The sequence below is a fragment of the Paenibacillus sp. NMA1017 genome, assembly GCF_058895805.1.
In genome coordinates this window covers 209,258-236,062 of sequence record NZ_JBZXYR010000008.1, presented here as the reverse complement: position 1 = coordinate 236,062, position 26,805 = coordinate 209,258, and the positions used below count along the sequence as shown (strand labels likewise).

27 protein-coding genes, 1 rRNA gene and 1 riboswitch are annotated in these 26,805 nt (G+C 47.8%); of the genes, 24 read left to right on the top strand and 4 right to left on the bottom strand.

Features of this window, described 5'->3' with window-relative positions; translation table 11 throughout:
- Positions 1-190 precede the first annotated feature (190 nt).
- From rrf to AC5ELV_RS19435, 4 genes are all read left to right on the top strand, one after another.
- Positions 191-307 (top strand): 5S ribosomal RNA (gene rrf / locus AC5ELV_RS19450).
- Between the two features lie 214 nt (positions 308-521).
- Positions 522-1,514 (top strand): ketoacyl-ACP synthase III, encoded by a 993-nt coding sequence (locus tag AC5ELV_RS19445; RefSeq protein ID WP_493431480.1) that lies wholly within the window; start codon positions 522-524, stop codon positions 1,512-1,514.
- 123 nt (positions 1,515-1,637) lie between these two features.
- Positions 1,638-3,773, top strand: a complete 2,136-nt coding sequence (locus tag AC5ELV_RS19440; RefSeq protein ID WP_493431479.1) for a DNA topoisomerase III — start codon at positions 1,638-1,640, stop codon at positions 3,771-3,773.
- A 110-nt stretch (positions 3,774-3,883) separates the two neighbouring features.
- The gene (locus tag AC5ELV_RS19435) at positions 3,884-4,021 is read left to right on the top strand and encodes a hypothetical protein (RefSeq protein WP_311081445.1); all 138 of its coding nucleotides are present in this window, start codon (positions 3,884-3,886) and stop codon (positions 4,019-4,021) included.
- A 181-nt stretch (positions 4,022-4,202) separates the two neighbouring features.
- On the opposite strand, the gene AC5ELV_RS19430 is transcribed toward AC5ELV_RS19435, so the two are convergent.
- On the bottom strand, positions 4,203-5,369 hold the full coding sequence (locus AC5ELV_RS19430) for a type II asparaginase (protein WP_493431478.1): 1,167 nt from the start codon (positions 5,367-5,369) through the stop codon (positions 4,203-4,205).
- A 344-nt stretch (positions 5,370-5,713) separates the two neighbouring features.
- Positions 5,714-5,842, bottom strand: a complete 129-nt coding sequence (locus tag AC5ELV_RS19425) for a DUF4023 family protein (protein WP_444955403.1) — start codon at positions 5,840-5,842, stop codon at positions 5,714-5,716.
- Positions 5,843-6,036: 194 nt separating this feature from the next.
- Between AC5ELV_RS19425 and AC5ELV_RS19420 the strand changes: the two genes are divergently transcribed.
- From AC5ELV_RS19420 to purB, 5 genes are all read left to right on the top strand, one after another.
- Positions 6,037-6,300, top strand: a complete 264-nt coding sequence (locus AC5ELV_RS19420; protein ID WP_444955402.1) for a DUF1294 domain-containing protein — start codon at positions 6,037-6,039, stop codon at positions 6,298-6,300.
- Between the two features lie 145 nt (positions 6,301-6,445).
- Positions 6,446-6,880, top strand: a complete 435-nt coding sequence (locus AC5ELV_RS19415; RefSeq protein ID WP_493431477.1) for a universal stress protein — start codon at positions 6,446-6,448, stop codon at positions 6,878-6,880.
- A 350-nt stretch (positions 6,881-7,230) separates the two neighbouring features.
- Positions 7,231-7,332, top strand: a riboswitch (purine riboswitch).
- Between the two features lie 148 nt (positions 7,333-7,480).
- Positions 7,481-7,966, top strand: coding sequence for a 5-(carboxyamino)imidazole ribonucleotide mutase (gene purE, locus AC5ELV_RS19410; RefSeq protein ID WP_023987047.1), 486 nt, complete (start codon positions 7,481-7,483; stop codon positions 7,964-7,966).
- A complete protein-coding gene (gene purK / locus AC5ELV_RS19405; RefSeq protein ID WP_493431476.1) occupies positions 7,963-9,138 on the top strand; it encodes a 5-(carboxyamino)imidazole ribonucleotide synthase in 1,176 nt (391 codons plus the stop codon). The genes purE and purK overlap by 4 nt, the downstream gene beginning before the upstream one ends.
- A gap of 2 nt (positions 9,139-9,140) precedes the next feature.
- Positions 9,141-10,439: an adenylosuccinate lyase gene (gene purB, locus AC5ELV_RS19400; RefSeq protein WP_013308794.1), complete on the top strand. Its 1,299-nt coding sequence runs from the start codon at positions 9,141-9,143 to the stop codon at positions 10,437-10,439.
- Positions 10,440-10,789: 350 nt separating this feature from the next.
- Here purB and AC5ELV_RS19395 read toward each other — a convergent pair whose 3' ends face one another.
- Positions 10,790-11,068 carry a hypothetical protein gene (locus tag AC5ELV_RS19395; RefSeq protein ID WP_493431475.1) on the bottom strand — a complete coding sequence of 93 codons (279 nt, stop codon included), beginning with the start codon at positions 11,066-11,068 and terminating at the stop codon, positions 10,790-10,792.
- A 156-nt stretch (positions 11,069-11,224) separates the two neighbouring features.
- On the opposite strand from AC5ELV_RS19395, the gene AC5ELV_RS19390 reads away from it, so the two are divergent.
- From AC5ELV_RS19390 to purF, 5 genes are read left to right on the top strand one after another with little or no spacing between them, the layout of a single operon-like run.
- Positions 11,225-12,106, top strand: a complete 882-nt coding sequence (locus AC5ELV_RS19390) for a phosphoribosylaminoimidazolesuccinocarboxamide synthase (protein WP_493431474.1) — start codon at positions 11,225-11,227, stop codon at positions 12,104-12,106.
- Between the two features lie 58 nt (positions 12,107-12,164).
- On the top strand, positions 12,165-12,410 hold the full coding sequence (purS, locus tag AC5ELV_RS19385) for a phosphoribosylformylglycinamidine synthase subunit PurS (protein WP_493431473.1): 246 nt from the start codon (positions 12,165-12,167) through the stop codon (positions 12,408-12,410).
- 4 nt (positions 12,411-12,414) lie between these two features.
- Positions 12,415-13,104, top strand: coding sequence for a phosphoribosylformylglycinamidine synthase subunit PurQ (gene purQ, locus AC5ELV_RS19380; protein ID WP_493431472.1), 690 nt, complete (start codon positions 12,415-12,417; stop codon positions 13,102-13,104).
- Complete coding sequence (purL, locus tag AC5ELV_RS19375) at positions 13,082-15,325, top strand: phosphoribosylformylglycinamidine synthase subunit PurL (protein WP_493431471.1); 2,244 nt, start codon at positions 13,082-13,084, stop codon at positions 15,323-15,325. Before purQ ends, purL begins: the two co-directional genes overlap by 23 nt.
- A complete protein-coding gene (purF, locus tag AC5ELV_RS19370) occupies positions 15,310-16,791 on the top strand; it encodes an amidophosphoribosyltransferase (RefSeq protein ID WP_208332447.1) in 1,482 nt (493 codons plus the stop codon). The genes purL and purF overlap by 16 nt, the downstream gene beginning before the upstream one ends.
- 473 nt (positions 16,792-17,264) lie before the next feature.
- Here the strand turns inward: purF and AC5ELV_RS19365 are convergent, their stop codons facing one another.
- Positions 17,265-17,450 (bottom strand): hypothetical protein, encoded by a 186-nt coding sequence (locus AC5ELV_RS19365; protein ID WP_493431470.1) that lies wholly within the window; start codon positions 17,448-17,450, stop codon positions 17,265-17,267.
- A gap of 59 nt (positions 17,451-17,509) precedes the next feature.
- On the opposite strand from AC5ELV_RS19365, the gene purM reads away from it, so the two are divergent.
- From purM to AC5ELV_RS19315, 10 genes are all read left to right on the top strand, one after another.
- On the top strand, positions 17,510-18,550 hold the full coding sequence (gene purM, locus AC5ELV_RS19360) for a phosphoribosylformylglycinamidine cyclo-ligase (protein ID WP_493431469.1): 1,041 nt from the start codon (positions 17,510-17,512) through the stop codon (positions 18,548-18,550).
- The gene (gene purN / locus AC5ELV_RS19355) at positions 18,550-19,164 is read left to right on the top strand and encodes a phosphoribosylglycinamide formyltransferase (protein WP_493431468.1); all 615 of its coding nucleotides are present in this window, start codon (positions 18,550-18,552) and stop codon (positions 19,162-19,164) included. The genes purM and purN overlap by 1 nt, the downstream gene beginning before the upstream one ends.
- Positions 19,165-19,294: 130 nt before the next feature.
- Complete coding sequence (gene purH, locus AC5ELV_RS19350) at positions 19,295-20,842, top strand: bifunctional phosphoribosylaminoimidazolecarboxamide formyltransferase/IMP cyclohydrolase (RefSeq protein WP_013308804.1); 1,548 nt, start codon at positions 19,295-19,297, stop codon at positions 20,840-20,842.
- A gap of 71 nt (positions 20,843-20,913) precedes the next feature.
- On the top strand, positions 20,914-22,179 hold the full coding sequence (gene purD / locus AC5ELV_RS19345) for a phosphoribosylamine--glycine ligase (RefSeq protein WP_493431467.1): 1,266 nt from the start codon (positions 20,914-20,916) through the stop codon (positions 22,177-22,179).
- Between the two features lie 125 nt (positions 22,180-22,304).
- Positions 22,305-22,982 carry a TetR/AcrR family transcriptional regulator gene (locus AC5ELV_RS19340; protein ID WP_493431466.1) on the top strand — a complete coding sequence of 226 codons (678 nt, stop codon included), beginning with the start codon at positions 22,305-22,307 and terminating at the stop codon, positions 22,980-22,982.
- A 99-nt stretch (positions 22,983-23,081) separates the two neighbouring features.
- Entirely contained in the window at positions 23,082-23,939 is an 858-nt protein-coding gene (locus AC5ELV_RS19335) for a transporter substrate-binding domain-containing protein (RefSeq protein WP_493431465.1), read from the top strand.
- 84 nt (positions 23,940-24,023) lie between these two features.
- Positions 24,024-24,671 (top strand): amino acid ABC transporter permease, encoded by a 648-nt coding sequence (locus AC5ELV_RS19330; RefSeq protein WP_029517154.1) that lies wholly within the window; start codon positions 24,024-24,026, stop codon positions 24,669-24,671.
- A gap of 14 nt (positions 24,672-24,685) precedes the next feature.
- Positions 24,686-25,435 (top strand): amino acid ABC transporter ATP-binding protein, encoded by a 750-nt coding sequence (locus AC5ELV_RS19325; protein ID WP_080710711.1) that lies wholly within the window; start codon positions 24,686-24,688, stop codon positions 25,433-25,435.
- 54 nt (positions 25,436-25,489) lie between these two features.
- Positions 25,490-25,915, top strand: coding sequence for an OsmC family protein (locus AC5ELV_RS19320; protein ID WP_023987060.1), 426 nt, complete (start codon positions 25,490-25,492; stop codon positions 25,913-25,915).
- 183 nt (positions 25,916-26,098) lie between these two features.
- The gene (locus AC5ELV_RS19315) at positions 26,099-26,779 is read left to right on the top strand and encodes a serine hydrolase (RefSeq protein ID WP_493431464.1); all 681 of its coding nucleotides are present in this window, start codon (positions 26,099-26,101) and stop codon (positions 26,777-26,779) included.
- Positions 26,780-26,805 lie beyond the last annotated feature (26 nt).

Here is a 26,805-nt window from a genome sequence, read left to right as displayed (position 1 = left end):
ATGGAGCTGACCAATACTAATCGGTCGAGGGCTTATCCTAAGATAAAACGCAATGAGTTTCGGATCCAGTTTTCAGGGTGTAACCTTGAAGGTATGTACAAGTGACATACAATAAGCGCATGGCTATTCATTCACACGATAGGTGATGAAGCGAATAACCGTACGATAGAATTTACGATGTAAATTCATGTTTGGTGGCGATAGCGGAGGGGTTCCACACGTACCCATCCCGAACACGACCGTTAAGCCCTCCAGCGCCGATGGTACTTGGACCGCAGGGTCCTGGGAGAGTAGGACGTCGCCAAGCAACAAGCAAAAGAGACCATGATCTTCTGAAGATCATGGTCTCTTTTTTGCGTTATAAGGCAGAGGGATTTTATTTAAAGTGAGTTTGTTATAAGTTCAACTGGATAAGTGGATATTAACTAGTAAATAAGAAGACGTTTTTAAAATAATTTAGTACCAGGTATTAGTATCTGATGTTATAATGTGAATAAGGATTACAAAGGAGAGTGATCAGATTGTTGAATTCAAAAGCTAAGCTTACGGCCTTTGGCACTTATGTACCTGAACGCATTTTGACAAACACCGATTTGGAGAAGCTTGTGGACACTAGTGACGAGTGGATTGTACAAAGAACGGGTATGCGTGAAAGACGCATTGCGGCTGAAGATCAATATGTTTCTGATTTATGTATACAAGCTATTACACGTATGATTAAGCTGTATGACGTAAATATAAACGATGTTGAGATGATCATTGTAGCGACGAGTACACCTGATTACTACTTTCCAAGCACGGCTTCACGTATTCAGGCTCATTTTAATATTCCGAACACGGGGTCAATGGATATTAGTGCAGCATGTGCTGGTTTTTCTTATGGGCTTCATATGGCAAATGGCCTTATTACGGGTGGTCTGCATCGTAAGGTGCTAGTAGTGGGAGCCGAAACGTTGTCCAAAATTACAGATTATACGGATCGGACGACATGTATACTTTTTGGAGATGGTGCAGGAGTTGCACTTGTTGAATATGACGAGGATGAAGGATCATTTTTAACTTCAGATATAGGTACTTATGGGCAAGGGGGAACACATCTTTACCGTGTGGGATTATCTGATCATTTGGATGGAGAGAAACTGCAAGACCATGGATTTATTGCTCAAAATGGACGTGAGGTTTATAAATGGGCTGTTCGCTCTGTTCCAACGGGAATCGAACGATTACTGGATAAGGCAAATATGAAAAAGGAGGATCTTGACTGGTTTGTACCTCATAGTGCTAATTTGAGAATGATTGAGTCTATATGTGAAAGAAGTGCAGTACCTTTGGAAAAGACGCTGACAAGTGTGGAGTTGTATGGCAATACATCGGCGGCATCCATCCCGTTGGCATTGCAGTGTGGTTTGGATGATGGACGTTTACGATGTGGACAACATGTGTTGTTATATGGATTTGGGGGAGGCCTGACTTATGCGGGTCTGTTATTAAAATGGAGTGTGCCTGACTTGTAAGTTATCTTAACCCATGTAGAAGCAATAGTATGTACGATCATGTTAATAAGAGCGGTTAGCATTAGAATTTATCGTAAGATGGCAGGATGGTATAATTAACACTATGAGAGAGAGGAGCGTAACATGAAGGTATTGGTATTGGCAGAAAAACCGTCCGTGGCCAGAGAGATTGCACGTGTGATGGGTAGCCGCGAGAAGCATAAAAGTTATATAGAAGGACCCCAGTACGTGGTGACGTGGGCACTGGGACATTTGGTCGGCTTAGCAGAGCCGGAGGATTACGATTCTAAGTATGCGACATGGAATTTGGAGGACCTGCCTATTCTTCCGAAGAGTTCAAAGTTAAAGGTGCTGCGCGAAAGTAATCATCAGTTCAAAGCTGTGCAGCAGCTCATGAAGCGGCAGGACATTGGAGAGCTTATCGTGGCAACCGATGCTGCTCGTGAAGGAGAATTGTTGGCACGCTGGATCATCCAAATGGCAAACTGGAAAAAGCCCTTTCGGCGCTTATGGATCTCCTCGCAGACGGACAAGGCGATTAAGGCAGGTTTTGCAAAGCTATTGCCTGGTCAGCAGTTTGATCGTTTATATGAATCGGCTCGCTGTAGGGCTGAAGCAGACTGGATGATTGGTCTCAATGTAACTCGCGCGTTGACTTGTCGTTATAACGCCCAACTTTCGGCTGGAAGAGTGCAGACACCAACGTTGGGGATGATTATGGAGCGTGAGAAGGAAATTACCGAATTCCGTTCTCAGGAATATGATACTCTGACGGCGGATTTTGGCGATTTTCAGGCAACTTGGCGGGCAGAAAGCGGGGATTCACGCATGTTTGACCGCACTCAAGCAGAGGCTTTGCGCCGCAGACTTGAGGGGGCCAAAGGCACAGTTGCGAGTGTTAAAAAGAGCGAAAAGAACGAGCCTCACTTGCTAGCGTATGATTTAACGGAGCTGCAAAGAGATGCTAACCAGCGCTACGGCTTTTCGGCTAAACAGACTTCTAATCTGCTTCAGCGCCTGTATGAGCAGCATAAGCTGGTGACCTATCCACGTACAGACAGCCGTTATCTGACATCCGATATGGTGGACACACTTAAGGAAAGGCTCAGTAGTGTAGCAGTAGGTCCGTATGCTTCCTTGGCACGTCCGCTATTGCGTAACAACCTTCCAATCACAAAGCGAATTGTGGATGACAGTAAAGTCACGGATCATCATGCGATTATTCCTACTGAGCAGACATTATTGCTTAATCAGTTGAGCCCGGAGGAGCGTAAGCTGTATGATCTGATTGCACGACGATTTATCAGTCTGTTCTATCCACCTGCACGTTATGATGCTGTAGCCGTATCAGTAACGGTGGAGCAGGAAACGTTTCAGGTAAAAGGCACAACGGTGAAAGATAGCGGATGGCGTGCTGTATATGACGCGAACCATTATGATATGGATGATGAAGAAGCAGAGGATCGGGAAAACAATGGACGAGGCGTTATTTTACCTGAGCTGAAAAAAGGAGATTCCGTCCGGTTACAGCGTTGTCTTGTACGAGCTGGGCGAACGATGCCGCCGAAGCGGTATACAGAAGCAGCGCTGCTCGCTCAGATGGAAAAGCATGGACTGGGTACTCCTGCTACCCGTGCCGATCTGATCGAGAAGCTTGTCAGCTCGGATACGATTGAGCGTCAGGGGAACGTGATGCATCCCACAGGTAAAGGTAAGCAACTGATTGAACTGGCGGCTCCACAGCTTCGAACGCCTGAACTGACGGCACGTTGGGAAGCGGAGCTAGAACGGATTGCTCGTGGTCAAGGACAACCGGAACCGTTTTTGAATTCTATTCGTGCTATGGCGAAAGAGTTGGTTTCCACTGTAAAAAATAGCAGTGCGGAGTACAAGCCCCATAATGTGACGAATAGTCATTGTCCAGATTGTGGTACAAAGCTATTGGAGAAGAAGGGCAAGAAAGGCAAGTTCCTTGTATGTCCAAGTGCGGATTGCGGTTACCGTCGTTCAGGGGAAAAACGTTTGTCCAATCGACGTTGCCCGCAGTGTCATAAGAAAATGGAAATGAAAGAGGGCAAAGCAGGATTGTATGTAAGATGCCTGCCCTGCGGCATTACCGAGACGTTGGATAAGGACAAGCAACGGGTAAACAAACGGGAACAGCAAAAGCTAGTGAGACAATTTGAAAAGCAGGAATCTTTTGGCTCCAGTTTGGGTGATTTGCTTAAAGCAGCGATGGAACAAAAGCAGGGCAAATAGCAGGGCAAATAACGGATGACCAAAAGTGCTACAGTCAACATAATCAGCAGATATACGTCGGTATAAAAATGATCACTCCTTGGCATGGTAATCCGAGGAGGTGAGTATTTATGCCCAAGCATAAGTCGCTTAAAATCAATAATCAACAAAATAAATCAAGCATACTGGAGGAGGAAATTGCTGCTCATCCAGAGAAGCAAGCGAAATATCCTCCAAGCTTGAATGGGATTCCCAAACAGCAGTCTTGATGCTGTGTGGGAGGGACAACGAATTACTGTATAGAACCAAGACGATTGGATATTAGATGAAGTAGTTATTAATGCAAGACTTGTCTTGCAAAAAAAGAAGCAGCAGTTACGGTGGTCAACCGTAATCGCTGCTTCTTTTTCATCATAGAATGTTGATTTATTTGATTTGGGATGACTGCTCTTAGTATTCATTAAAGAAGGATTGAATTTGGTTAACATCGTGTGTTTGGGTCAAAGCAAGCATGAGCAAAATCCGTGCTTTTTGCGGATTGAGCGAATCGGTCGATACAAAGTTTGAGGCTGCGTCTTTTGTTGATGGGGACACAACTCCACTTCCCACGCGGCTGGAGCGGGCAATGATAACTCCTTTTTTACCTGCGGCCTCTGCGCCTTCTGAGGAGGTCTTGGACAAGGAACCATTACCGGAACCAGCTACGACAATACCCTTGGCACCAGCTGCTACGGCTGCATCATACAGATAGCGACCATTGTTTTGATATTCGTATAAAATATCTACTTGCGGTAGCTGAGTCAGGTTAGAGATGTCGAATACAGAAGAAGTTGTATGCTTGTGTGTGGATTTGTTGTAGTAGTACACTTGATCACCCACAACAGCTCCAAGGTATCCCTGCTCTACAGACTTGAACGTATCGACTGCTGTTGTGTTTGTTTTGGTAATGTATCTTGCTGCACCAATACGGTCGTTCAGCAGGACGAGTACACCCTGACCTTTAGAGGCCGAAGCCCCGGCGACTTTCACTGCATTATAGAGGTTGAAAGGACCATCGGCACTGATGGCAGTAGCTGGACGCATGGAGCCAACGACAACTACCGGCTTATCGCTTTTGATAACAAGATTGAGGAAATAAGCTGTTTCTTCTAATGTATCTGTACCATGTGTAATGACAATCCCGTCTACATCGTCTCTGGCAAGCAGTTCATTGGTACGTTTGGCAAGTTTTAAGAGAATTTCATTATTAACATCAGGGCTACCTACATTAACAACTTGCTCACCACTGACATTTGCAATACTTTTCATCTCAGGAACCGCATTGATCAAGGTTTCAACACCTAACGCGCCTGCTTTGTAGCCGGTTGTATCCGTATTGACCGAAGATGATCCTGCAATGGTCCCTCCCGTGGCAAGTATTTTAATATTGGGTAAATGATTGGTTTGTGGATTTTCAGATTTGCCCGAAGTTGTAGTTGTAGAAGTAGATGCAGATGCAGTTGTGCTGGTTGTAACTCCTGCCGCAGCGTTGGCGGTAAATCCACCACTCCATAAGGTACTACCGAGAATAAAGCTGGCCAACAGGGGGATCATCGTCATTCTTTTTTTATTAGTCATATAAAGCTCCTCTCCAATCTTAAACCTCAATTATTGATGATAGATTAACTGACAAATATTTTGTCGAATTAGTTAATATCACGAATTATAGGGTGTGTAATTGTTTTTAGTCAACACTTATGTTAGGAAATATGACTTTAGAACTTATTTATTATAAATGTAATCGCTTTAAAAAAATGCAAAACAAAACAACAAGCAGATATCTCATAAGGAGTCTGCTTGCTGTTTTTGTGGAAGGTGAACAACTGAGTTTAGCTTTAACTTCATTCAAAGGGAAAACTACAAGGTTAAGTTGATATTTTACGTTAATAACGTGGTTCTACAGCTTAATACAGATTCCTTGATCAAGGATTGTTGGTATGCTGTTTTGTCGGCAAGCTCGCGCTGGGAGTTCCTTTTCCTTGTTTACGGTTGCGTTCTGCCTTTTTTGCATTTTCTCGCAGCTTTTCAACGTATTCATGGGTGCTTTCCATCGCAGTTCCTCCTTTAAGATGAGATAGATGCACTCAGGGATCGCCCTTATGCTACCTTACTATTTCCGCAAAAGTGCTATCCAAGTCAGGGGAGGCATTGTTTCTATAAAAGGGGTGGAGTTATAATGAGGGGGAGAGCGCTATATAAGGCCTAATACCTGAACTTGGTACGGTGTGCAAAAGGAGGAGAGACATTGCAGACAGGCTTGTTGGTATGGTTGCTGTTTATCAATGCAGTAGGCTATCTGGTAATGTCGGAAGATAAAAAGAGAGCACGTAAACACCGTGATCGTGTACCTGAACGGACGTTGTTTTTGCTGGCCCTGATCGGGGGAGCCTTAGGCGTGCTAATTGCCATGTACCGTAAACGCCATAAAACACGGCATATGAGTTTTAGATTAGGTATTCCTGCGTTGCTATTCATCAACGCATTGTTGTATGGTTATTTTTTACGGTGAGACGAGGAGTTTAGCTTCTCATAGGGAAGTTTAATGATGAGTGAGAAGACTATTCCAGCCAACCAGTGATGTCGGAATGAACAACAACAGGAGTACATATTTCAGGCTTTGAATCAACAAACCGAATGAGGAAGAGGTGCGTATTATGCTATTTTCAAAAATATTGCTTGCTTATGACGGTTCGGATGCATCCAACAAGGCTTTGCTGAAGGCAGCCGAATTAGTCAAGACATCATCGTCCTCGCAGCTTGAGGTGGTAACGGCATTCGATTTTCCTCGGATCTTTATGGGCGAAGGTTTGGCTCCAATTCCGGCTTCAATAAATAAAGAATATTACGATTTGGCCGAACAAACTACGGATGAAGTTAAAAAACGACTTGCTGAGCAGGGTGTAGATGCCAAGGTGGAACTGATTCAAGGTTCTCCAGCCGAAGTCATTTTGGATTATGCCAATGAGAATGGCTTCGATGCGATTGTGATCGGCAGCCGCGGCTTGGGCGGTATTCGTGAATTTGTATTAGGTAGTGTGAGTCACAATGTGGTGCAGCATGCGCGCATTCCTGTGCTGGTCGTAAAATAACTGAATAAAAAAGTAAAAGTCGGTCTACTGCCTGTATAGGGAGTGCCGACTTTTATTTTTGTCAGTGGAATGCGGTATGCACACTGGTATCAGGATAGGTGATAGATAGCTAAATGTAATGTAATAGTCCTGAGCTATGGGTATATAAGGGTGTTGATTTTGTCAAACACGAACATTCTATTGCATGATTATTATAATGTTCGTTTTCAAGTTGACATAAGGTGTAGGGAATTGTTAAACTAGGAAGTGTATTGTCGATAAAAAATGAACTTTAGGTACAATTTAATAAGGTACACATGTTTGAGCCGAAACAGACCACGATCATACTTGTAAAGAATATCGTCGGGTATGGAATAGGCACAATGCTAACTCGTATAATGCCGGGGATATGGCCCGGAAGTTTCTACCTGGGAACCTTAAATTTCCGGACTACGGGAGACATACGGCTGAAGCTGCATAGGATGCGGTGGAAGAGGCTTGCTTTTGGCATGCCTTTAAGAGGCTCTGTCGTTTGTTTTTTCGTAGTCCGGTGTCTTGAAAATAACGTTATTTTCGAGTGCCGGATTTTTGGCGCTTATTGATAAACAGGGAGTGAAGGACATGTCAGTGCAGGTCGCTGTCATTATGGGCAGCACATCAGACTGGGACACCATGCAGCATGCATGTGCTGTGCTGGACGAGCTTGAAATCGGATATGAGAAAAAAGTAGTTTCAGCCCATCGTACACCGGATTTAATGTTTCGTTTTGCAGAAGAGGCCGCCGGGCGTGGACTAAAGGTCATTATTGCTGGAGCGGGTGGAGCTGCGCATCTACCAGGGATGGTGGCTGCGAAGACATCATTACCGGTCATTGGTGTGCCTGTTCAGTCGAAGGCTCTGAACGGTCTAGACTCCCTGCTCTCCATTGTGCAGATGCCGGGTGGTATTCCGGTTGCTACTGTGGCAATCGGTAAGGCAGGTGCTACGAATGCAGGGCTGCTGGCAGCACAAATATTAGGCGCTTTTGACGAAAAGATAAGCCAGCGGGTTTTGGCGAGACGCGACCGTATCCGTGATGAGGTGCTGGAAGGCAGTGACTCGCTATGAATGGGGCATGTGAACCCAAAGGCCGTGTCCGACCTCCTGGTACAACGATTGGACTTTTAGGAGGCGGGCAATTAGGAAGAATGCTTGTACTGGCGGGAACCAATCTAGGATATTGCTTTGTGACGCTGGACCCTGCACCGGATAGCCCTTGTGGACAGGTGTCAGAACAAATCCGCGCTGCCTATGATGATGAGCAAGCGGCCAGAGAGTTGGCTGAGCGGTGCGATGTGATCACGTATGAGTTTGAAAATGTGGACGCGGGTGTGGCTGCACTTTTGGAACAGGAATCCAGTGTGCCGCAAGGCAGCAGTCTTTTGTACACAACACAGCATCGTCTGAGAGAAAAGCATTCTATTGAAGCTGCTGGTGTCCCTGTCGCTCCGTATCGTGAAATCAGTAGTCCTGCGGATATGGTCCAAGCGGTAGCTGAACTAGGTGTACCGTGTGTGCTCAAGACAGCAGTCGGTGGTTATGATGGCAAGGGACAAGTAGTCATTCGCCAACCGGAGGAAGCTACGGCTGCCTACGAACAACTGGCTGGAGGCGGTGTCGAACTGGTATTGGAACAGTTCATCCGTTTTCGCTGCGAAATCTCGGTGATTGTAGCTCGCAGCACGAACGGTGAAGCCAAAGCCTTTCCACCTGCGGAAAACATTCACGTGAACAATATTTTGCACACGTCGATTGTACCTGCACGCGTGCCAGAACCTGTCCGGGAGGAAGCACGCAAGTTAGCGCTGGCTGTGGCAGAGTCGCTGGGTGCGGTGGGACTGCTCGCTGTGGAGATGTTTGTCACCGAAGACGGACAATTGTACGTTAATGAGTTGGCACCACGACCGCATAACTCTGGTCATTACACGATGGAGGGATGCGCGACGTCGCAATTCGAGCAGCACATACGTGCGATTTGCGGTTTACCCTTAGGCAGCACGAAGCTGTTGACTTCCGTTGTGATGGTCAATGTGCTAGGTGAGCATTTGGAGGACGTGGTTCGGCGGTTTGCGCAATCGGATGCTGAAGCTGAAAGATTGGACGTTGTACCCAAGCTGCATTTGTATGGAAAAAGTGAAGCCAAGCCAGGCCGAAAGATGGGACATATTAATCTATTGTGCCAGGATGCGGAACAAGCGCTGGAATGGATTGAACAAACCAATATTTGGGGGAATAAATAGTCATGATCGAACGCTATAGTAGACCGGAAATGAGAGCGATTTGGACGGAAGAAAATAAATTTAAAGCGTGGCTGGAAGTAGAGCTATGTGCTTGTGAAGCTTGGGCGGAATTAGGGGTTATTCCAAAAGAGGATACCGTGGCTCTTCGTAAGAATGCAAGTTTTGATATTGAGCGGATCTATGAAATTGAGCAGGAGACAAGACATGATGTCATTGCTTTTACTCGCACGGTGTCCGAAAGTCTTGGAGACGAGCGCAAATGGGTACATTATGGTTTGACCTCCACAGATGTAGTTGATACGGCACTGGGTTACCTTTTAAAGCAGGCGAATGAAATCCTGGAACGCGATATCTTGAATTTTATTGAAATTTTGAAGGAAAAGGCATTGGCTTACAAGCATACACCGATGATGGGACGTACACATGGAGTGCATGCCGAGCCGACCACATTCGGACTAAAAATGGGATTGTGGTACGAGGAAATGAAGCGCAATCTGGAACGCTTTCGTTTTGCGGCTGACCAAGTACAATACGGTAAAATGTCCGGTGCAGTGGGAACATATGCCAACATTGATCCGGCTGTAGAAGAATTTGTATGCCGCAAGCTGGGCACCAAGCCTGCACCGATTTCTACACAGACACTACAGCGCGACCGTCATGCCGAATACATGGCAACATTAGCGTTGATCGCCACATCGTTGGACAAATTTGCTACAGAAGTCCGTGCTCTGCAAAAGAGTGAGTTCCGTGAGGTGGAAGAAGCCTTTGCCAAGGGTCAAAAGGGATCTTCCGCGATGCCACATAAACGCAATCCGATCGGAAGTGAAAACATCTCCGGTCTGGCACGCGTGATTCGTGGGCATATGGTATCGGCGTATGAGAACGTAACCCTGTGGCATGAACGCGACATTTCGCATTCTTCCGTAGAACGCATCATTCTGCCGGATGCAACGATGCTGTTGAACTACATGCTGAACCGTTTTGGCAATATCGTAAAAAATCTGACGGTCTTCCCTGAAAATATGAAGCGCAATATGGCCCGTACGTACGGCGTACCGTTCTCCGGTCGTATTATGACGAAGCTGATCGACAAAGGCTTTAGTCGTGAAAAAGCCTACGATACCGTGCAGCCGCGTGCTATGCAGGCATGGGAGGAGCAACGCCAATTCCGCGAAATCGTAGAGGCGACCCCGGAAATTACTGCCGTGCTCAGCGCAGACGAAATCGAGGACGCGTTCAACCCAGCCTGGCATCTGAAGAACGTGGATACGATCTTCAAAAAGCTGGGATTAGGGGAATAGGAGGAAGGTTGGTGCTTTGGTGAGGCCGCTGCGCGAACGGATCATTCTTCCGATTGCTGTTGCCCCTGGATTCCTGGATTGGAATAAACCTGTAAAGGTTGGAATCCAGGGGCAAAGGCAAGCGCTAACGCTTCTCCAGAACGATTCCGTCCACTCCGCTGCACCCAGCACCAACCCTCGTGTGGGAGCAGAACTAGGGAAGGTGCGACACATAAGATGTCGCACTTCCCCAAGAGCGATAGAAAAGCGTGTTCCACTGCTTTTCTATCGCAAAGCAACGTGCTCGTGAGGGCTGCCGAATTTGCGTAGCAAACAGCCCATGGCCCTCACGAGCACGCGCAGGCTCAAGATCAAAGCCTTGAGCCACCGTATCCGTGCGCAGCGTAGCACATGCGCACAACAGGCGAAGCCTGAATGCTCGGCGGCATGACGTGCCGAGCTACGGCCACGGGCCGAAGGGTTTGGCGGTATGTCTTACGCCGAGCCATGGTACAACCGTAAGCTGCATATAAAGTTGCAAAGTTGATACGAAGCGAACGCTCGTAAAAACGTCGATATGCGCCAACGTAAAAGCGTTGCTGGATGAAAGCTTGTGCGAACAAGCTTTCATCCAGCGAAACGCGCCCCACACCACTCCAGTCACATAATAAACGCCCTCATCGAGCTCACTAGCCGACCCTTGCGGGAGTCCCGAGGGCAGCAGCCCTGGGGGTCCTCCCCGAGGGGAGGATTTAGGAGGGGCAAAGGTTTGAGGGGCAATACTCTTTTGAAAGAGGTGTAATGAAATGTCATTGTCTACTGCCGAAGGTCTGATTCATGCGCCGCTCTTGTACAAAGGCAAGGTGCGTGAACTGTATGATCTCGGAGAGCATTTTCTGATTGTCGTGACAGACCGAATCTCGGCTTTTGATTATGTGTTAGAGCCGCCCGTGCCCGAAAAGGGGAACGTGCTGAATAAGCTCAGCGCTTTCTGGTTTGAGCAGACGAAAGACTTGTTGGAGAACCATGTCGTGCACACTGATGTGAACAAGCTCGGGCATGTGATCGACGAACAGAATAAAGAGGTGCTGAAGGACCGGATCATGGTCACGCTGAAGGCTGAACGCATCGACATTGAGTGTGTGGTGCGCGGATATATTACCGGAGGCGGCTGGCGTCAGTATGAGCAAAACGGTGAGGTGAATGGCATTCCATTGCCAGAGGGGCTGCGCAAGAATGAACGCTTTCCCAAGCCTCTATTTACACCAGCAGCGAAAAACGACGTCGGACACGACGAGGACATTTCCCTTCACCAAATGAAAGAACTGGTCGGGGTTGAACTAACAGGTGAGCTTGAGGAAAAGAGCTTGGCGTTGTATGAATTTGCACGTGCTTTCTGCGAAAAGCGGGGGATTATTTTAGCCGATTGCAAGTTTGAGTTTGGTCTTGTTAACGGTAAGGTGATTTTGATTGACGAAATTTTCACTCCAGATTCATCCCGTTTTTGGGCGCAGGAAAAGTATGAGCTGGATGTTGAGATTGACAGCATGGATAAGGAGCCGGTACGAAGCTATTTGGCATCATCCGGTTGGGACAAGAATAGCAAGCCCGATCCGTTGCCTGCTGAGGTCGTAGAAGAAACAACTGCAAGATATACGGATATTTGGCGGCGTCTGACGGCACAGTAAATAGTAATCATAATTCAACCAATAGGATTCACTCATTCGGAGGAGGAACTGAAGGAACATGATGAAAGCAACAGTCTATGTCACGATTAAGCAAAGCGTTTTGGACCCGCAGGGGGTTGCGGTGCAAGGCGCACTGCATTCTATGGGTTTCGGAGAAGTGGACAGCGTCAGAATTGGTAAGTATATGGAATTGCATCTGGATACAACAGACCGCGAGAGTGCTGAAAAGCGCATCATTGAGATGTGCGAAAAGCTGTTGGCCAACACGGTCATTGAAGACTACCGCTACGAACTGGAGGGCTGATTCCATGAAATTTGCAGTTCTGGTTTTTCCGGGCTCCAACTGTGATATTGACTGCTATAAGGCGGTAGAGGACACGGTCGGTGAACCTGTCGATTATGTTTGGCATACTGCGACGGATCTGTCGCCTTATGATTGTATTCTTGTTCCAGGAGGCTTCTCCTACGGGGATTACCTGCGTTGCGGCGCGATTTCCCGGTTTGCTCCGGTGATGAAGGAAGTTGCCAAAGCGGCTGCCGAGGGCAAATATATTTTAGGGATTTGCAATGGATTTCAAATTCTGACCGAAGCTGGGCTGCTGCCAGGGGCCTTACGCCGTAATCTGTCGATGAAATTCCTATGCCGGGATACGGTGTTGCAGGTTGCGAATAACCAAACGCCTTTTACAAGAGATTATGCTGCTGGTGAAAAGATCACTATTCCGATCGCACATGGTGAAGGCAACTATTACTGTGATGATGAGACGCTGGCTCGTTTGCAGGCGAACAATCAGATCGTATTTACGTATAAAGATAATCCCAATGGTTCCATGACGGATATTGCAGGGATTTGTAATGAACAAGGTAATGTGCTGGGCATGATGCCCCACCCGGAACGCGCGGTGGACGCATTGCTTGGAACAGATGACGGCAAACGTATGTTTACATCTATTTTGAACGCTTGGAGGGATCGACATGGCGCAGCAAGTGTCCGCTAAGGAACCGACGGCAGAGCAGGTTGCCGAACATAAACTGTATCAGCAGATGGGTGTATCGGACAGTGAATATGCGTTGATCTGTGAATTCATGGGACGTCAGCCGAATTATACAGAGATTGGCGTGTTCAGTGTCATGTGGTCAGAGCATTGTGCTTATAAAAACTCCAAGCCGCTGCTGCGTCGTTTTCCAACGAGCGGTCCGCGAGTTCTGATGGGACCCGGTGAGGGTGCAGGCATTGTAGATATCGGTGACAACCAAGCGGTTGTATTTAAAATCGAAAGCCATAACCATCCGTCGGCTGTGGAGCCTTTTCAAGGGGCAGCGACTGGGGTAGGCGGTATCATCCGTGATATTTTCTCCATGGGTGCAAGACCAGTTGCGGTGTTGAACTCTCTGCGTTTTGGCAAGCTGGAGAGCGACCGTGTGAAATATTTGTTCGAGCATGTGGTATCTGGTATCGCGGGCTACGGGAACTGTATCGGTATTCCGACCGTAGGTGGAGAGGTTGTATTTGACGAAAGCTATGAAGGCAATCCGCTCGTCAATGCAATGTGTGTTGGACTGATTGACCATGATAAAATCCAACGCGGTGTGGCAAAAGGGGTCGGCAATCCGGTATTTTATGTGGGGCCTCCGACAGGCCGTGACGGGATTCACGGGGCGACCTTCGCATCGGTTGAGCTGACAGAGGAATCCGAAGCGAATCGGACTGCGGTTCAAGTGGGCGATCCATTCATGGAGAAGCTGGTTATGGAATCATGTCTGGAACTGATCGACAGTGGTATTGTGCTGGGTATTCAGGATATGGGCGCCGCAGGACTTACCTGTTCCAGCGCGGAGATGGCGAGTAAGGCTGGCAACGGCCTGGAGCTGTATCTGGATCAAGTACCACAGCGTGAAGAGGGCATGACCCCTTATGAAATGATGCTGTCCGAATCACAGGAACGGATGCTGTTCGTAGTAGAGCCTAAGGATGAAGCACAGGCACTGGAAATTTTCGAGCGCTGGGGCGTTATTTGTGCCAAGGTCGGTAAAGTGACGGATGACGGTCGTTTGCGTTTGTTCCATCACAATGAAGTGGTCGGAGATATGCCAGTGACGGCGCTGGTTGATGAATGCCCGATTTATGATAAGCCTTCCGAAGTCCCTGCTTATTATGAGCAAAATGCTGCCATTGACACACTTCGGTATGCAGAAGTGATGGATTTGAACGGTGCGCTGAAAAAGGTGCTGTCTTCACCAAGTGTAGCTAGTAAGAAATGGGTATACGAGCAATATGACTACATGGTTCGTACGAGTACAGCCGTTCGTCCGGGATCGGATGCAGCTGTTGTGACTGTACGCGGAACTCGTAAGGGACTCGCCATGACGACAGATTGTAACGGACGTTATGTATACCTTGACCCAGAGGTAGGCGGACGGATTGCAGTCAGCGAAGCAGCACGTAACATTGTATGTTCTGGCGGCGAGCCGTTGGCGATTACAGATAACCTGAACTTCGGTAACCCTGAAAAGCCGGATATTTTCTGGCAAATGGAAAAAGCCGTGGATGGTATGGCTGAAGCTTGCCGTGTACTGGATACACCTGTTATCGGGGGTAATGTTAGCTTGTACAACGAAAATACCAAAGGCTCCATCTATCCGACGCCGGTTGTCGGTATGGTAGGTCTGGTACATGATACAGATCATATTACTACACAAGGCTTCAAAGCCGAGGGTGATGTGATTTTCTTGGTGGGGGAAACGAAGGCCGAGCTGGGAGGCAGTGAGTTCCAAGCTGTTGTACACGGTGTATCCGAGGGACGCCCGCCTGAGCTGGATTTGAACGTAGAGAAAAAACTGCTGACCGCGGTACTAGGAGCGATTCAGGCTGGATTGGTACAATCCGCACATGATCTCGCAGAGGGCGGATTGGCTGTAGCGCTTGCCGAATCCGGCATTAGCGGCGGATTGGGAGCACAGGTCAACGTAGAAACGTCTTTGCGCCCTGACCATGCTTTGTTCAGCGAAAGTCAATCCCGCATTTTGTTATCTGCATCACCGGATAAAGCGTCTGCTTTGGAAGCACATCTGCGTGGTCTGGAAGTGCCTGTTACCGTATTAGGAAAAGTTGAAGGATCACAATTGACAGTTGAGGTGAACGGACAACCCGCTTTGAACGAGGGAGTCGCCAGTTTGAAGCAAATCTGGGAGGATGTCATTCCATGTCTGATGAAATAACAGCACGGACGTTGTGGACTGGAGATTATTATAATGAAGGCTCTGGTAAAGAGGGGCTGTTTGATAAATTAAAAGAGGAATGCGGCGTGTTTGGAGTGTATAGACACTCCGATGCCGCTTCCCTAGCATATTACGGATTGCATGCACTCCAGCATCGCGGAGAGGAAAGTGCAGGCATCTGTGTGAGCAGTGGCGACGAGTTCCATTATCATCGTGGAATGGGTCTTGTAAAAGAAGTATTCAATAAAGATTTGATGGCTTCGCTGACAGGCGATATCGCCATAGGACATGTGCGCTACTCGACAAGTGGAGACAGTAAGCTGACGAATGCACAGCCTTTGGTGTTCAAGTATCGTGATGGCGATTTGGCAGTAGCGACGAACGGAAATATCGTGAATGCTTTGCAAATCCGGCATGAGCTGGAGCAGGGCGGGTCTATTTTTCAAACGACCAGCGATACAGAAGTAGTGGCGCATTTGATCGCACGATCGTCCAAGGATTTGGTGGAGGCCGCGAAGGATGCATTGAAGCGTATTGTCGGCGGATTTGCTTTTCTCATTATGACCAACGACAAGCTGCTCGTGGCTTCCGACCCCAATGGTCTGCGTCCAATCACAATGGGCAGACTGGGAGATGCTTATCTGTTCGCATCCGAGTCTTGTGCCCTGGAAACGATTGGTGCAGAACTGCTGCGCGATATCGAGCCGGGTGAACTGCTGGTGCTGGATAAAAACGGCTTGCATGAAGATCGGTACACGGAAGATAAGCACCGTAAAGCGTTATGTGCGATGGAGTATATTTATTTTGCTCGTCCTGACAGTGACTTGAATGGTTCTAATCTTCATGCTGCACGCAAAAGAATGGGTAGCCAGATGGCGTTGGAAGCTTTTGTCGATGCGGATCTGGTGACAGGAGTGCCGGATTCCAGTATTTCGGCTGCGATTGGTTATGCAGAGCAGACAGGTATTCCTTATGAGCTGGGCATGATTAAAAATAAATACACTGGACGTACCTTCATTCAGCCGAGTCAGGAGCTACGCGAGCAGGGTGTGAAAATGAAGCTGAGCGCTGTACGCCGTGTTGTTGAAGGTAAACGAGTCATTATGATCGATGATTCTATCGTCCGGGGCACTACATCCCGTCGAATCGTGAATATGCTGCGTGATGCGGGAGCGTTGGAGGTACATGTACGTATTACCTCGCCGCCTTTCAAAAACCCGTGCTTCTACGGTATTGACACGCCGGATCGCCGGGAACTGATTGCTTCATCCAAAACCGTCGAGGAAATTCGTGAGGAAATTAACGCCGATTCGCTTTACTTTATGAGCGCAGAGGGTTTGATTGCCGCTGTAGGCGGATATAACGAACAGGATTACAAAGGCGGCTTGTGCCTAGCCTGTTTTGATAATGATTACCCGACACAGGTAGATTTCAAAGGTGAAGAAAAGTTCGGATGTAGTTGTTGAGAAAAGGGAACAAAAGAGGTGTATGAGCAAGTGGTGGGGTTCTGAGAGAGCCACTCCGCGTGTGGAAGGTTCTTCCGATCGCTGTTGCCGCTGGATTCCTGGATTGGAATAACCCTTGCAGGGTTGGAATCCAGCGGCAAAGGCGAACGCTTCGCTTCTCCAGAATCCTTCCACCCGCTGTGTTCCTCAGGTGTGCAGCATTTTGCAGCAGTGCCTGTCTCTCTTCTGTTCCCTGTGGGGAAGAGGACAGGTAAGGCAGTTAAAAACTCATGGCATAACTATTTCATGCCATGAGTTTTTAGCGGGAGGGTGACTCGTAAAAAGTCACCTGCGCTTGTAAGGTTGAGCCAGCGAAGCGAAGCTCAATAGCAGGCAGGGCGAAGCTGCCTGCCTCAAAGGGCAAAGAAGTAAGCCGCCCGTTGGCGCCGCTCACTTCTTTGCCCGGCACGTCCCCGCCTTTGCGAAGCAAACAGTCAGGGACGTGCCTCGCCGCCGCGCTGCATAGGCGGCCACGCACTAAAGCGTGTCCTTGTGAGTTGCGGGAATGACCCGCAATTCACAAAGGAAAGCACGCGACTCACAGCACGAACCAACCACCAAGCAGCACCCAACCTTACACATCTGACCGACTCTTGAGGGTCCAGGGGGAGCAGCCCCATGGAATCCTCCCTGTTAGGGAGGACTTAGGAGGGTCAATCATTTGAAGGAGTGTTCATGAATGTCCGAAGCATACAAAAACGCAGGGGTAGATATCGCTGCCGGTAATGAAGCAGTAGAACGGATGAAAAAGCACGTTAAACGTACCTTCCGTCCCGAAGTGCTGACGGACTTGGGCGGATTCGGTGCGTTGTTCGGCCTGAATAAGGATAAGTACGAGGAGCCTGTACTCGTTTCCGGTACCGATGGTGTCGGCACGAAGCTGAAGCTTGCTTTCGCAATGGATCGTCATGACACCATTGGTATTGACGCGGTTGCGATGTGTGTAAACGATATTATCGTCGGGGGCGCGGAGCCACTCTTTTTTCTGGATTACCTCGCTTGTGACAAGGTCGTGCCCGAGAAAATTGAAGCTATAGTTTCTGGAATCGCAGAGGGGTGCCATCAATCGGGCTGTGCGCTGGTCGGCGGTGAAACCGCAGAAATGCCAGGGATGTACAGCGAGGGTGAATATGATATTGCTGGATTCACGGTAGGGGTTGTAGATAAGAGCAAAATCATCAACGGCAGCTCTATTGCCCCTGGAGATACTGTTATCGGATTGGCCTCCAGCGGAGTACACAGTAATGGCTTCTCACTAGTTCGTAAGCTGTTGTTGGAACAGCAGGGCTATGATTTGCATGATGAAATCGAAGGCTTGAACGGCAAACTGGGCGATGTGCTGCTGGAGCCAACAAAAATTTACGTGAAATCCGTTTTGGCATTGCTGGACAAGGTAAAAGTAAAAGGCATGGCGCATATCACAGGTGGCGGTTTTATTGAAAATATCCCTAGAGTGTTACCGGATCACGTCAATGTGGATATAGAATACGGCACTTGGCCGATTTTGCCAATCTTCCAGCTCATGCAGGAAAAAGGCGCAATCTCCAACAAAGACATGTTCACAACCTTTAATATGGGAATTGGAATGGTAATCGTTATAAGCGAAGAACATGCACAGACTGCACTCGAAGTTCTGAAGGAACAGGGCGAAGCCGCATATGTGATCGGAAAAGTAACGGAAGGCAGTTCTATCGTGACCTTTACGGGAGCCGAGGTGTAATGAACGAGTACCGGATTGCTGTTTTTGCATCAGGGGAAGGGACGAATTTTCAGTCATTGGTGGATGCGGCTGCGCGAGGAGAACTGGGCGGCGCTTCGGTAGAATTGCTCATCTGTGACAAGCCTGCGGCTCCTGCCGTAGCTAGAGCACAGAAAGCTGGAATTGCGTGCCATACTTTTCGACCCAAAGAATATCCTTCTCGAGAAGACTATGAGCGTGAACTGGTGACTTTACTGGAGCAGAAATCGATTGATCTCATCGTGTTAGCTGGCTACATGCGTTTGCTATCCAGCGTCATGGTCGATGCCTACGCCGGAAAAATCATTAATATTCATCCGTCACTACTTCCCGCATTTCCAGGGAAAGATGCTGTTGGACAGGCATTGACCTATGGGGTCAAGGTAAGTGGCGTCACCGTTCATTTTGTGGACGGGGGCATGGATACGGGGGCCATTATTGCCCAGCGTGTCGTGGAAGTTGACGACTATGATACAGCGGAATCCTTATCCGCAGCCATTCAATCCGTGGAACGTCAGCTATATCCAGAGGTAGTTGGCAAATTGGCCCAAGGCAAAATCCAATTAGATGGTCGCAAAGTGATTTCACTTCTCTAAGAATGATTGTAATTTGTCATATCATTGTCATATCAAGGATGCTGTACAGGCATTTTCCGATATTTCTCGGGAAATAAAATGATAAAAGAGAATTTTGCAAAATTCTGAAAGAGTTAAAGGAGGAGACAGGGTGAGTATTAAAAGAGCGCTCGTCAGCGTATCGGATAAGCGGGGGATCGTGGAATTTTGTCGCGAGTTGTCCAAATTGGGTGTGGAGATCGTTTCGACAGGGGGAACGAGCAGCTTGTTGTCGAAGGAGGGCATTCCCGTCATCGGCATTTCAGAGGTAACGGGTTTTCCTGAAATTATGGATGGACGTGTTAAAACACTCCACCCTGCGGTACACAGCGGCTTGCTGGCTGTTCGGGATAATGAAGAGCATCAGCGTCAGATGAAAGAACTTGGATTGGGTTATATTGATCTGGTCGTTGTGAATCTGTATCCTTTTGCGGAAACGATCGCCAAACCCGGTGTAACTTATGAGGATGCGATTGAAAACATCGACATCGGCGGTCCAACGATGCTGCGTTCTGCGGCAAAAAATCATGCTTTTGTCAGTGTGGTAGTCGATGCTGATGACTATAGCACAGTGCTGGAGGAAATCCGTAAGGATGGCGATACGGAACTGAATACCCGTAAGCGTTTGGCCGCAAAAGTGTTCCGTCATACGGCGTCATACGACGCTTTGATATCCGATTATTTGTCGAATGTGACAGGTGAGCCGTTGCCTGAACGTTACACTGTAACCTATGAAAAAATTCAGGATTTGCGTTATGGCGAAAATCCGCACCAGCAGGCGGCATTTTACCGTGAGCCATTGGCGGCAAAGGGTACACTGACAACAGCGAAACAACTTCACGGCAAAGAGCTGTCTTACAATAACATCAATGATGCTAATGCAGCTTTGCAAATTGTCAAAGAATTCAGCGAACCTACAGTAGTAGCAGTTAAGCATATGAATCCATGTGGTGTGGGAATTGGCGGCAGTATTTATGAAGCGTACAGCAAGGCGTATGCTGCTGATCCAACCTCGATTTTTGGTGGCATCGTAGCGGCTAACCGGATTATTGACGGTGATACAGCAAATAAGCTGAGTGAAATCTTTTTGGAAATTGTACTGGCACCGGGCTTTACGAAAGAAGCATTGGAGATTTTAACGAAAAAGAAAAATATTCGTTTGCTTGATCTGGGTGAGCTTTCCCGGTCTGAACAGGCAGAGAGCCGTTTCGTCGTAACTTCCATTGAAGGCGGCATGGTCGTTCAGCAAAATGACATTCACGCTGTAGACTCGGATGCACTTACAGTTGTAACGGAGCGGGCACCATCCGAGGAAGAACTGAAACAGCTTTTGTTTAGCTGGAAAGTGGTCAAGCATGTGAAATCCAACGCCATCGTACTGGCGGCAGATAATATGACCATTGGCGTAGGCGCTGGACAAATGAACCGAGTCGGTGCGGCCAAGATTGCTATCGAGCAGGCCGGTGACAAAGCAAAAGGTGCCGTACTGGCGTCCGATGCATTTTTCCCGATGGGCGATACGTTGGAGTTGGCAGCTAAAGCAGGCATCACAGCAGTTATTCAGCCGGGCGGCTCCATTAAAGACGAAGAGTCCATCAAGGTTGCTAACGAATACGGCATTGCCATGGTCTTTACGGGCGTACGTCATTTCAAGCACTAACTTGTGTGAGTTGAGGATGCAGCAGCATTTTCATCTGAACAATCTTAATGGGAGCGGGAGGAATCACCTGAATGGATATTTTGGTTATCGGAGGGGGCGGCCGCGAACATGCAATTGTGTGGGCGCTGAAGAAAAGCCCCAAGGCCGGGCAAATCTATTGCGCACCAGGCAATGCTGGTATCGGACAGTTAGCGGAGTGCGTGCCGATTCCGGTGAGTGACTTTGATGCGCTGACAGAGCTGGCGGAATCCAAAAAGGTAGGACTTGTCGTGGTTGGTCCCGATGATCCGCTGGCAGATGGCATTGTGGATGCTTTTGAAGCGAAAGGCATTTCAGTATTCGGACCGCGTAAAAATGCAGCGGAAATTGAAGGTAGCAAAATCTTCATGAAGGATTTGCTCCATAAATATCATATTCCAACAGCAACCTATCGCAAGTTTTATACTTACGAGGAAGCACATGCATACTTGAAGGAACAACCGATTCCGGTTGTCATTAAGGCAGACGGATTGGCGGCAGGCAAAGGGGTAACGGTCGCTTACTCGATGGAGGAAGCGGAAAAGGCTCTCTCTGACATTATGGTGACCAAGGTGTTTGGTGAAGCCGGGGCGCAAGTCGTGATCGAGGAGTTTCTGGCTGGTCAGGAAATGTCGATTCTCTCCTTTGTCGACGGTGAAACGGTTCGTCCGATGGCCGCAGCACAAGACCACAAGCCCATTTTTGATGGTGACAAAGGGCCGAATACAGGTGGCATGGGTACGTATTCTCCGTTGCCTCACATAGCCAACTCCATTGTTGAGGAAGCTATTGAGACGATTATTAAGCCGACGGCCAAGGCCATGGTTGCTGAAGGGCGCCCGTTCCGAGGTGTATTATTTGCCGGATTGATGATTTCACCGGACGGCAAGCCGAAGACCATTGAGTTTAATGCACGTTTCGGTGATCCGGAAACTCAAGTGGTTCTGCCTCGTTTGAAATCCGATCTGCTCGATATTTTTCTCGCTGCTGTGAATGGCACGCTGGATCAGGTGGAGATCGAGTGGAAGGACGAAGCGGCAGTGTGCGTGGTGCTGGCATCCGGAGGTTATCCTGGAGCTTACGCCAAAGACGTCCCTATCCACGGATTGGAACAGGTAGACGAAGCTATCGTGTTCCATGCTGGAACGGGCATCAACGAACAGGGCGAGTGGGTAACGAACGGCGGACGTGTATTAGGTGTGGTCGGCTTGGGACGTGATATTGCCGGGGCACGGAACAAAGCTTACGAACAGGCGGATCGTATTACCTTTGAAGGTAAACAAAACCGTACGGATATTGCGGCAAAAGCATTGCTGTAGCAGCAATATATAGGAAAAAGGGGACCTCTGTGAAGGTTCTCTTTTTTCGTTTGACAAAAGTATACTTATCCTATAGGATTAAAAATACAAAACTGACTGACTGATCAATCGGGAGGATGAAGCCCATGCAGCCACGGAAGGCGAAGCAGTCCGAGACCGTCTCAAATGACCAACCTGCTGAGCACGCGGGAGAAGAAACAGACCGTAGAACACAGCTTCTTCACATTGCATTAAAGCGGTTCGCCGAGCAGGGTTACCACCAAACGAAGATTTCAGATATCGTGGTAGAGGCGGGAGTAGCCCAAGGCACGTTTTATTGGCATTTTAAAAGCAAAGAGGCACTGGCGCTGGAGATTATCGCTACCGGTCGTGAACAACTACTGTCAGCGATTGGACAGGGATATCGCCGTGATGCGGGAACGCTGGCTGATATGGTTAAGGCTTCGGAAGCGCTGTTTGTTCGATTATTTGATTTTGCATTGGAGAACCGCTATCTGATGGGGTTGCTGCTGATCGGCAGTGGTGTCGATGAACCGGTGCGCCAGAGTATCCGAGAGACAAGGGCCGCGATGGAGATGGCATTCCGGCGCAATATGGAAAGAGCGATCGAGCTGAATATGCTGCCTGCCGAATTGGATGTCGAATTAAGGGCGGCACTACTCATGAGCATGATCGAAGGTGTCATTACACGCTGGCTATTTGGTTCAGAGGGAACATATGACCACATCACGCAGATAACCGCGAAAAGATTAGCAGCAGAGGCGGCTAATTTTGAATTTTACGGACTATTAGGTCAAAGCTAGAGGGTCAACATCGCATGAATGGGTAGTTGGCAACAAATACTATAGCCAAATCACATATATGAACTCAATCATTTACATCCAGACAGGAGAGAAGGATACATGAAAACACGTAAAAAAGGGTTCTTGATAACTACACTCATGGCTCTGGCATTGTTCAGCCTTGTGCTGAGCGCTTGCGGTACAAAGCCAGAAGCTTCTAATACTAGCAATGGAGCGGGTAGCAGTAATGTGGCAGCGAGTAACCAGCTCGAAGCCATCAAGAAGGCTGGTGTAATGAAGGTAGGTATGATGGGCACCTATCCGCCGTACAATTTCTTGAACGATAACAAGGAATTGGACGGATTTGATGTGGATATCGCCAAAGAATTGGCGAAGCGGATTGGAGTGAAACCGGAGTTCACGGCACAAGAATTCTCGGGACTGGTTCCAAGTTTGCAAAAGAAAAAATTCGATGCAGTGATTAGCCAAGTGACGATTACAGAGGATCGTAAGAAGGCTATTGACTTCACAGAGCCTTATATTACAAACAATGTAAACATTATCGTAAACAGCAAAACAAATGATATTACCAAGCTAGAGGACTTTAAAGGCAAAACCATTGGTGTCGGCCTGGGAACGAATGATGAATCTTATCTGCGGAATGAAGTACTGCCGAAGGTAGGCGATTTTGAGATTAAAACGTATGATGATGTCATTACTTCCTTAAAGGATCTAAACTCTGGTCGTATTGACGCAACAATCAACAATCTGTATGCTCTCAAGCCTATTATCGATAAAAACGGGTTCCAAATTAAAGCCGTAGGCGAGCCGATTAAATCGGATCAAGCGGGTGTAGCCATTAACCAGAAAACTCCTGAGCTCAAAGAAGCCTTGAACAAGGCTCTGAAGGAAATGAAGGAAGACGGCACTTACAAAACAATTTTCAAAAAATGGTTTGGCGAGGAGCCAAAAGAATAACGTAAGCCTGTTACAGGCGTCTGGCTCCGGTCTTGGCTTTATGCTGACATGGGGCCACTCGTCTGAAAGAAGGGAATATAACCGATGCTTGAATTAATGTGGGAGAACGTCCCTTTTTTATTAAAGGGTGCTTATTATACGCTATATATTACGATTGTTTCTATGTTTTTTGGCCTAATCATTGGTTTGGTTGTTGCTGTGGCCCGGTTAAAGGGTAATCGACCCGTTCGATGGCTGGCGCGCATGTATGTATCGATCATTCGGGGGACGCCGGTTTTGGTGCAGATTGCGGTCATTTATTATGGACTGGATGATTATGGAATATCATTTGGATCGCTGACAGCTGCTTGTCTGGCACTCAGTATTAATACAGGGGCGTACTTATCGGAGACGTTCCGTGGAGCTATTTTAGCCGTACCCCAGGGACAGACCGAGGCAGCTTATGCAACGGGAATGTCGCCCGGTCAAACGATGTGGCGTATTATTCTTCCTCAGGCGGTACGCATTGCAATTGCACCGATGGGGAATACATTTGTGGGTATGCTTAAAGAAACGTCGCTGGTGTCGGTGATCGGGGTCAGTGAATTGATGCGGCAGGCACAGCTTTTACAGGCGCAGTATTTGCGCTACATGCCGTTTCTACTCGAAATTGGCTTGATGTACTGGATTATGAGCATTGGATTCTCCGCTATACTGGAGCGGGTGGAAAAGCGTCTGGCTCGAGCTTATTAAGGTGGAGATGATAGATGATGATAACAACAAACGGATTAGGTAAACGATTCGGACAGGTAGAGGTTCTGAAAAGCATTGATTTTCAGGTTGCCGCTCGTGAAATCGTCGTATTACTCGGCCCGAGTGGCTCAGGTAAAAGTACCTTGCTGCGCTGCCTGAACGGTCTGGAAGAGCTGTCTTCCGGCAAGTTTGAGGTGAATGGGATTGAGGTCGATGCTACGGCTCCCGTTCGTGTCCGCCAAGCAGCCATTCGTGATATTCGCAAACAGACGGGGATGGTGTTCCAGCAATTCAATCTGTATCCGCACAAAACCGCAATCGGCAATGTCATTGAAGGACTGCTGACAGTAAAAAAAATGCCGCGCGACAAGGCTATGTCCATCGGACAACGGTTGTTGGAGCGGGTGGGGTTATCGGACAAGCAGGATGTACATCCTTCACGTCTGTCCGGTGGACAGCAGCAACGGGTAGCCATTGCACGTGCGCTGGCGATGGACCCGGCGATTATGCTGTTCGACGAGCCGACATCGGCGCTTGATCCCGAACTGGTAGGGGAAGTGCTGGGTGTTATGCGAGAGTTGGCTCAAGACGGAATGACGATGGTCGTCGTTACTCATGAGATGAAATTTGCTCGCGAGGTGGCAGACAAGGTCGTATTTATGGCAGATGGTATCATTTTGGAGGAGGCAGCGCCACAAGCGTTTTTTGACACTCCCCAGCATGAGAGAACACAGAAGTTTTTACGCCAAATCAGTGAATTTTAAAATAAGATCGAGGATGAATCATAGATTATTAAAATGGAAAGAAGGCCTTTGAACATGAAAGTATCTACAACTTGGCACGGCAAACGCGCGTTTACTTCGGAGGGACCATCCGGTTATTCTGTAGGGATGGATGCTACGGCGGCTTATGGCGGTGATGGTAAAGGGATGACACCCATGGAACTGCTGTTGGCAGGTCTGGCAGGATGTATGGGCATTGATATTACGATGATTTTGGATCGTTTCTTGTCGGACATCACTCGCATTGATATTGATGCAGAAGGTACGCGCAAGGAAGAAATGCCGACAGGCTTTACAGCGATTGATCTGACATTCCACGTAGATGGAGATATTCCAGATTACCGCGTATGGAAAGCGATTCAGATGGGCAAGGAAAAATATTGTGCAGTATCCGATTCCTTAAAAGCGGAAATTCGGATGCACCTCATTTTGAATGGAACGGAAGTACCCTACCCAGCCTAAGTGTCGAAGGATAGTGAAAGAGAGTCAGCCTGTGTTATATACAGGAGGCTCTCTTTTTTATGTTATTTGAAAATATGACACGTAATGAAATTTTTTGTACTGTATTTTCGTTTAAAATAGAAATTGAAATATAAAAATGGGAAAATAAACCTATGTATGAAATGTATACAGGGGGAGGTTATAGTGAAACGAAAGCGCCTTATCATAGTAGCAACTATTTTGGCTACAACTCTCATCGTTATGGGTGTGGCAACAGGATTACTATCTTTCATGCAGAATCAAGTGGCTAATCCTCCGAATACTGTCCGGCTCACAACTGCGATTGCAGCCGAGGTTAAAGGTGAAACGAAGGAACAGGATGCTGCCACGCGTTTACTTCATTTTGTGGAGGCGAATGCAGAAAAAGTTTCGATTACGATTCTGAGAGATGGAAAAAAGCTGGCAGGTCAAGAGGAAAACCGGATGATGCCTTTGGCAAGCACTGTCAAAACCATCATTGCGATCGAATATGCCAAGCAAGCGGCGGTGGATCAGATCAACCCGGATGAAAGAGTGAAGCTGATTTCGCTGGAAAGGTTTTATTTGCCGGGTTTGGATGGTGGTGCTCATACGGCGTGGCTAAAGAATATGGAGGCCAAAGGGCGGATACAAAATGAAACTGTATCTATACGTGACGTCGCCAAGGGAATGATTCAATTTAGTTCCAACGCCAATGCGGAGTATTTAATGGACAAATTGGGGTTGGAAGCGATCAATCAGACGAGAGCCAACTTGGGTTTGCAAAATCATGATCCCATTTATCCTTTTGTATCCTCTATTCTAATTCCTTACGAACGGATGAAGGAGAGCCAAGGTGAGAATTAGAATAATACAAAGAATAATAATTCTGT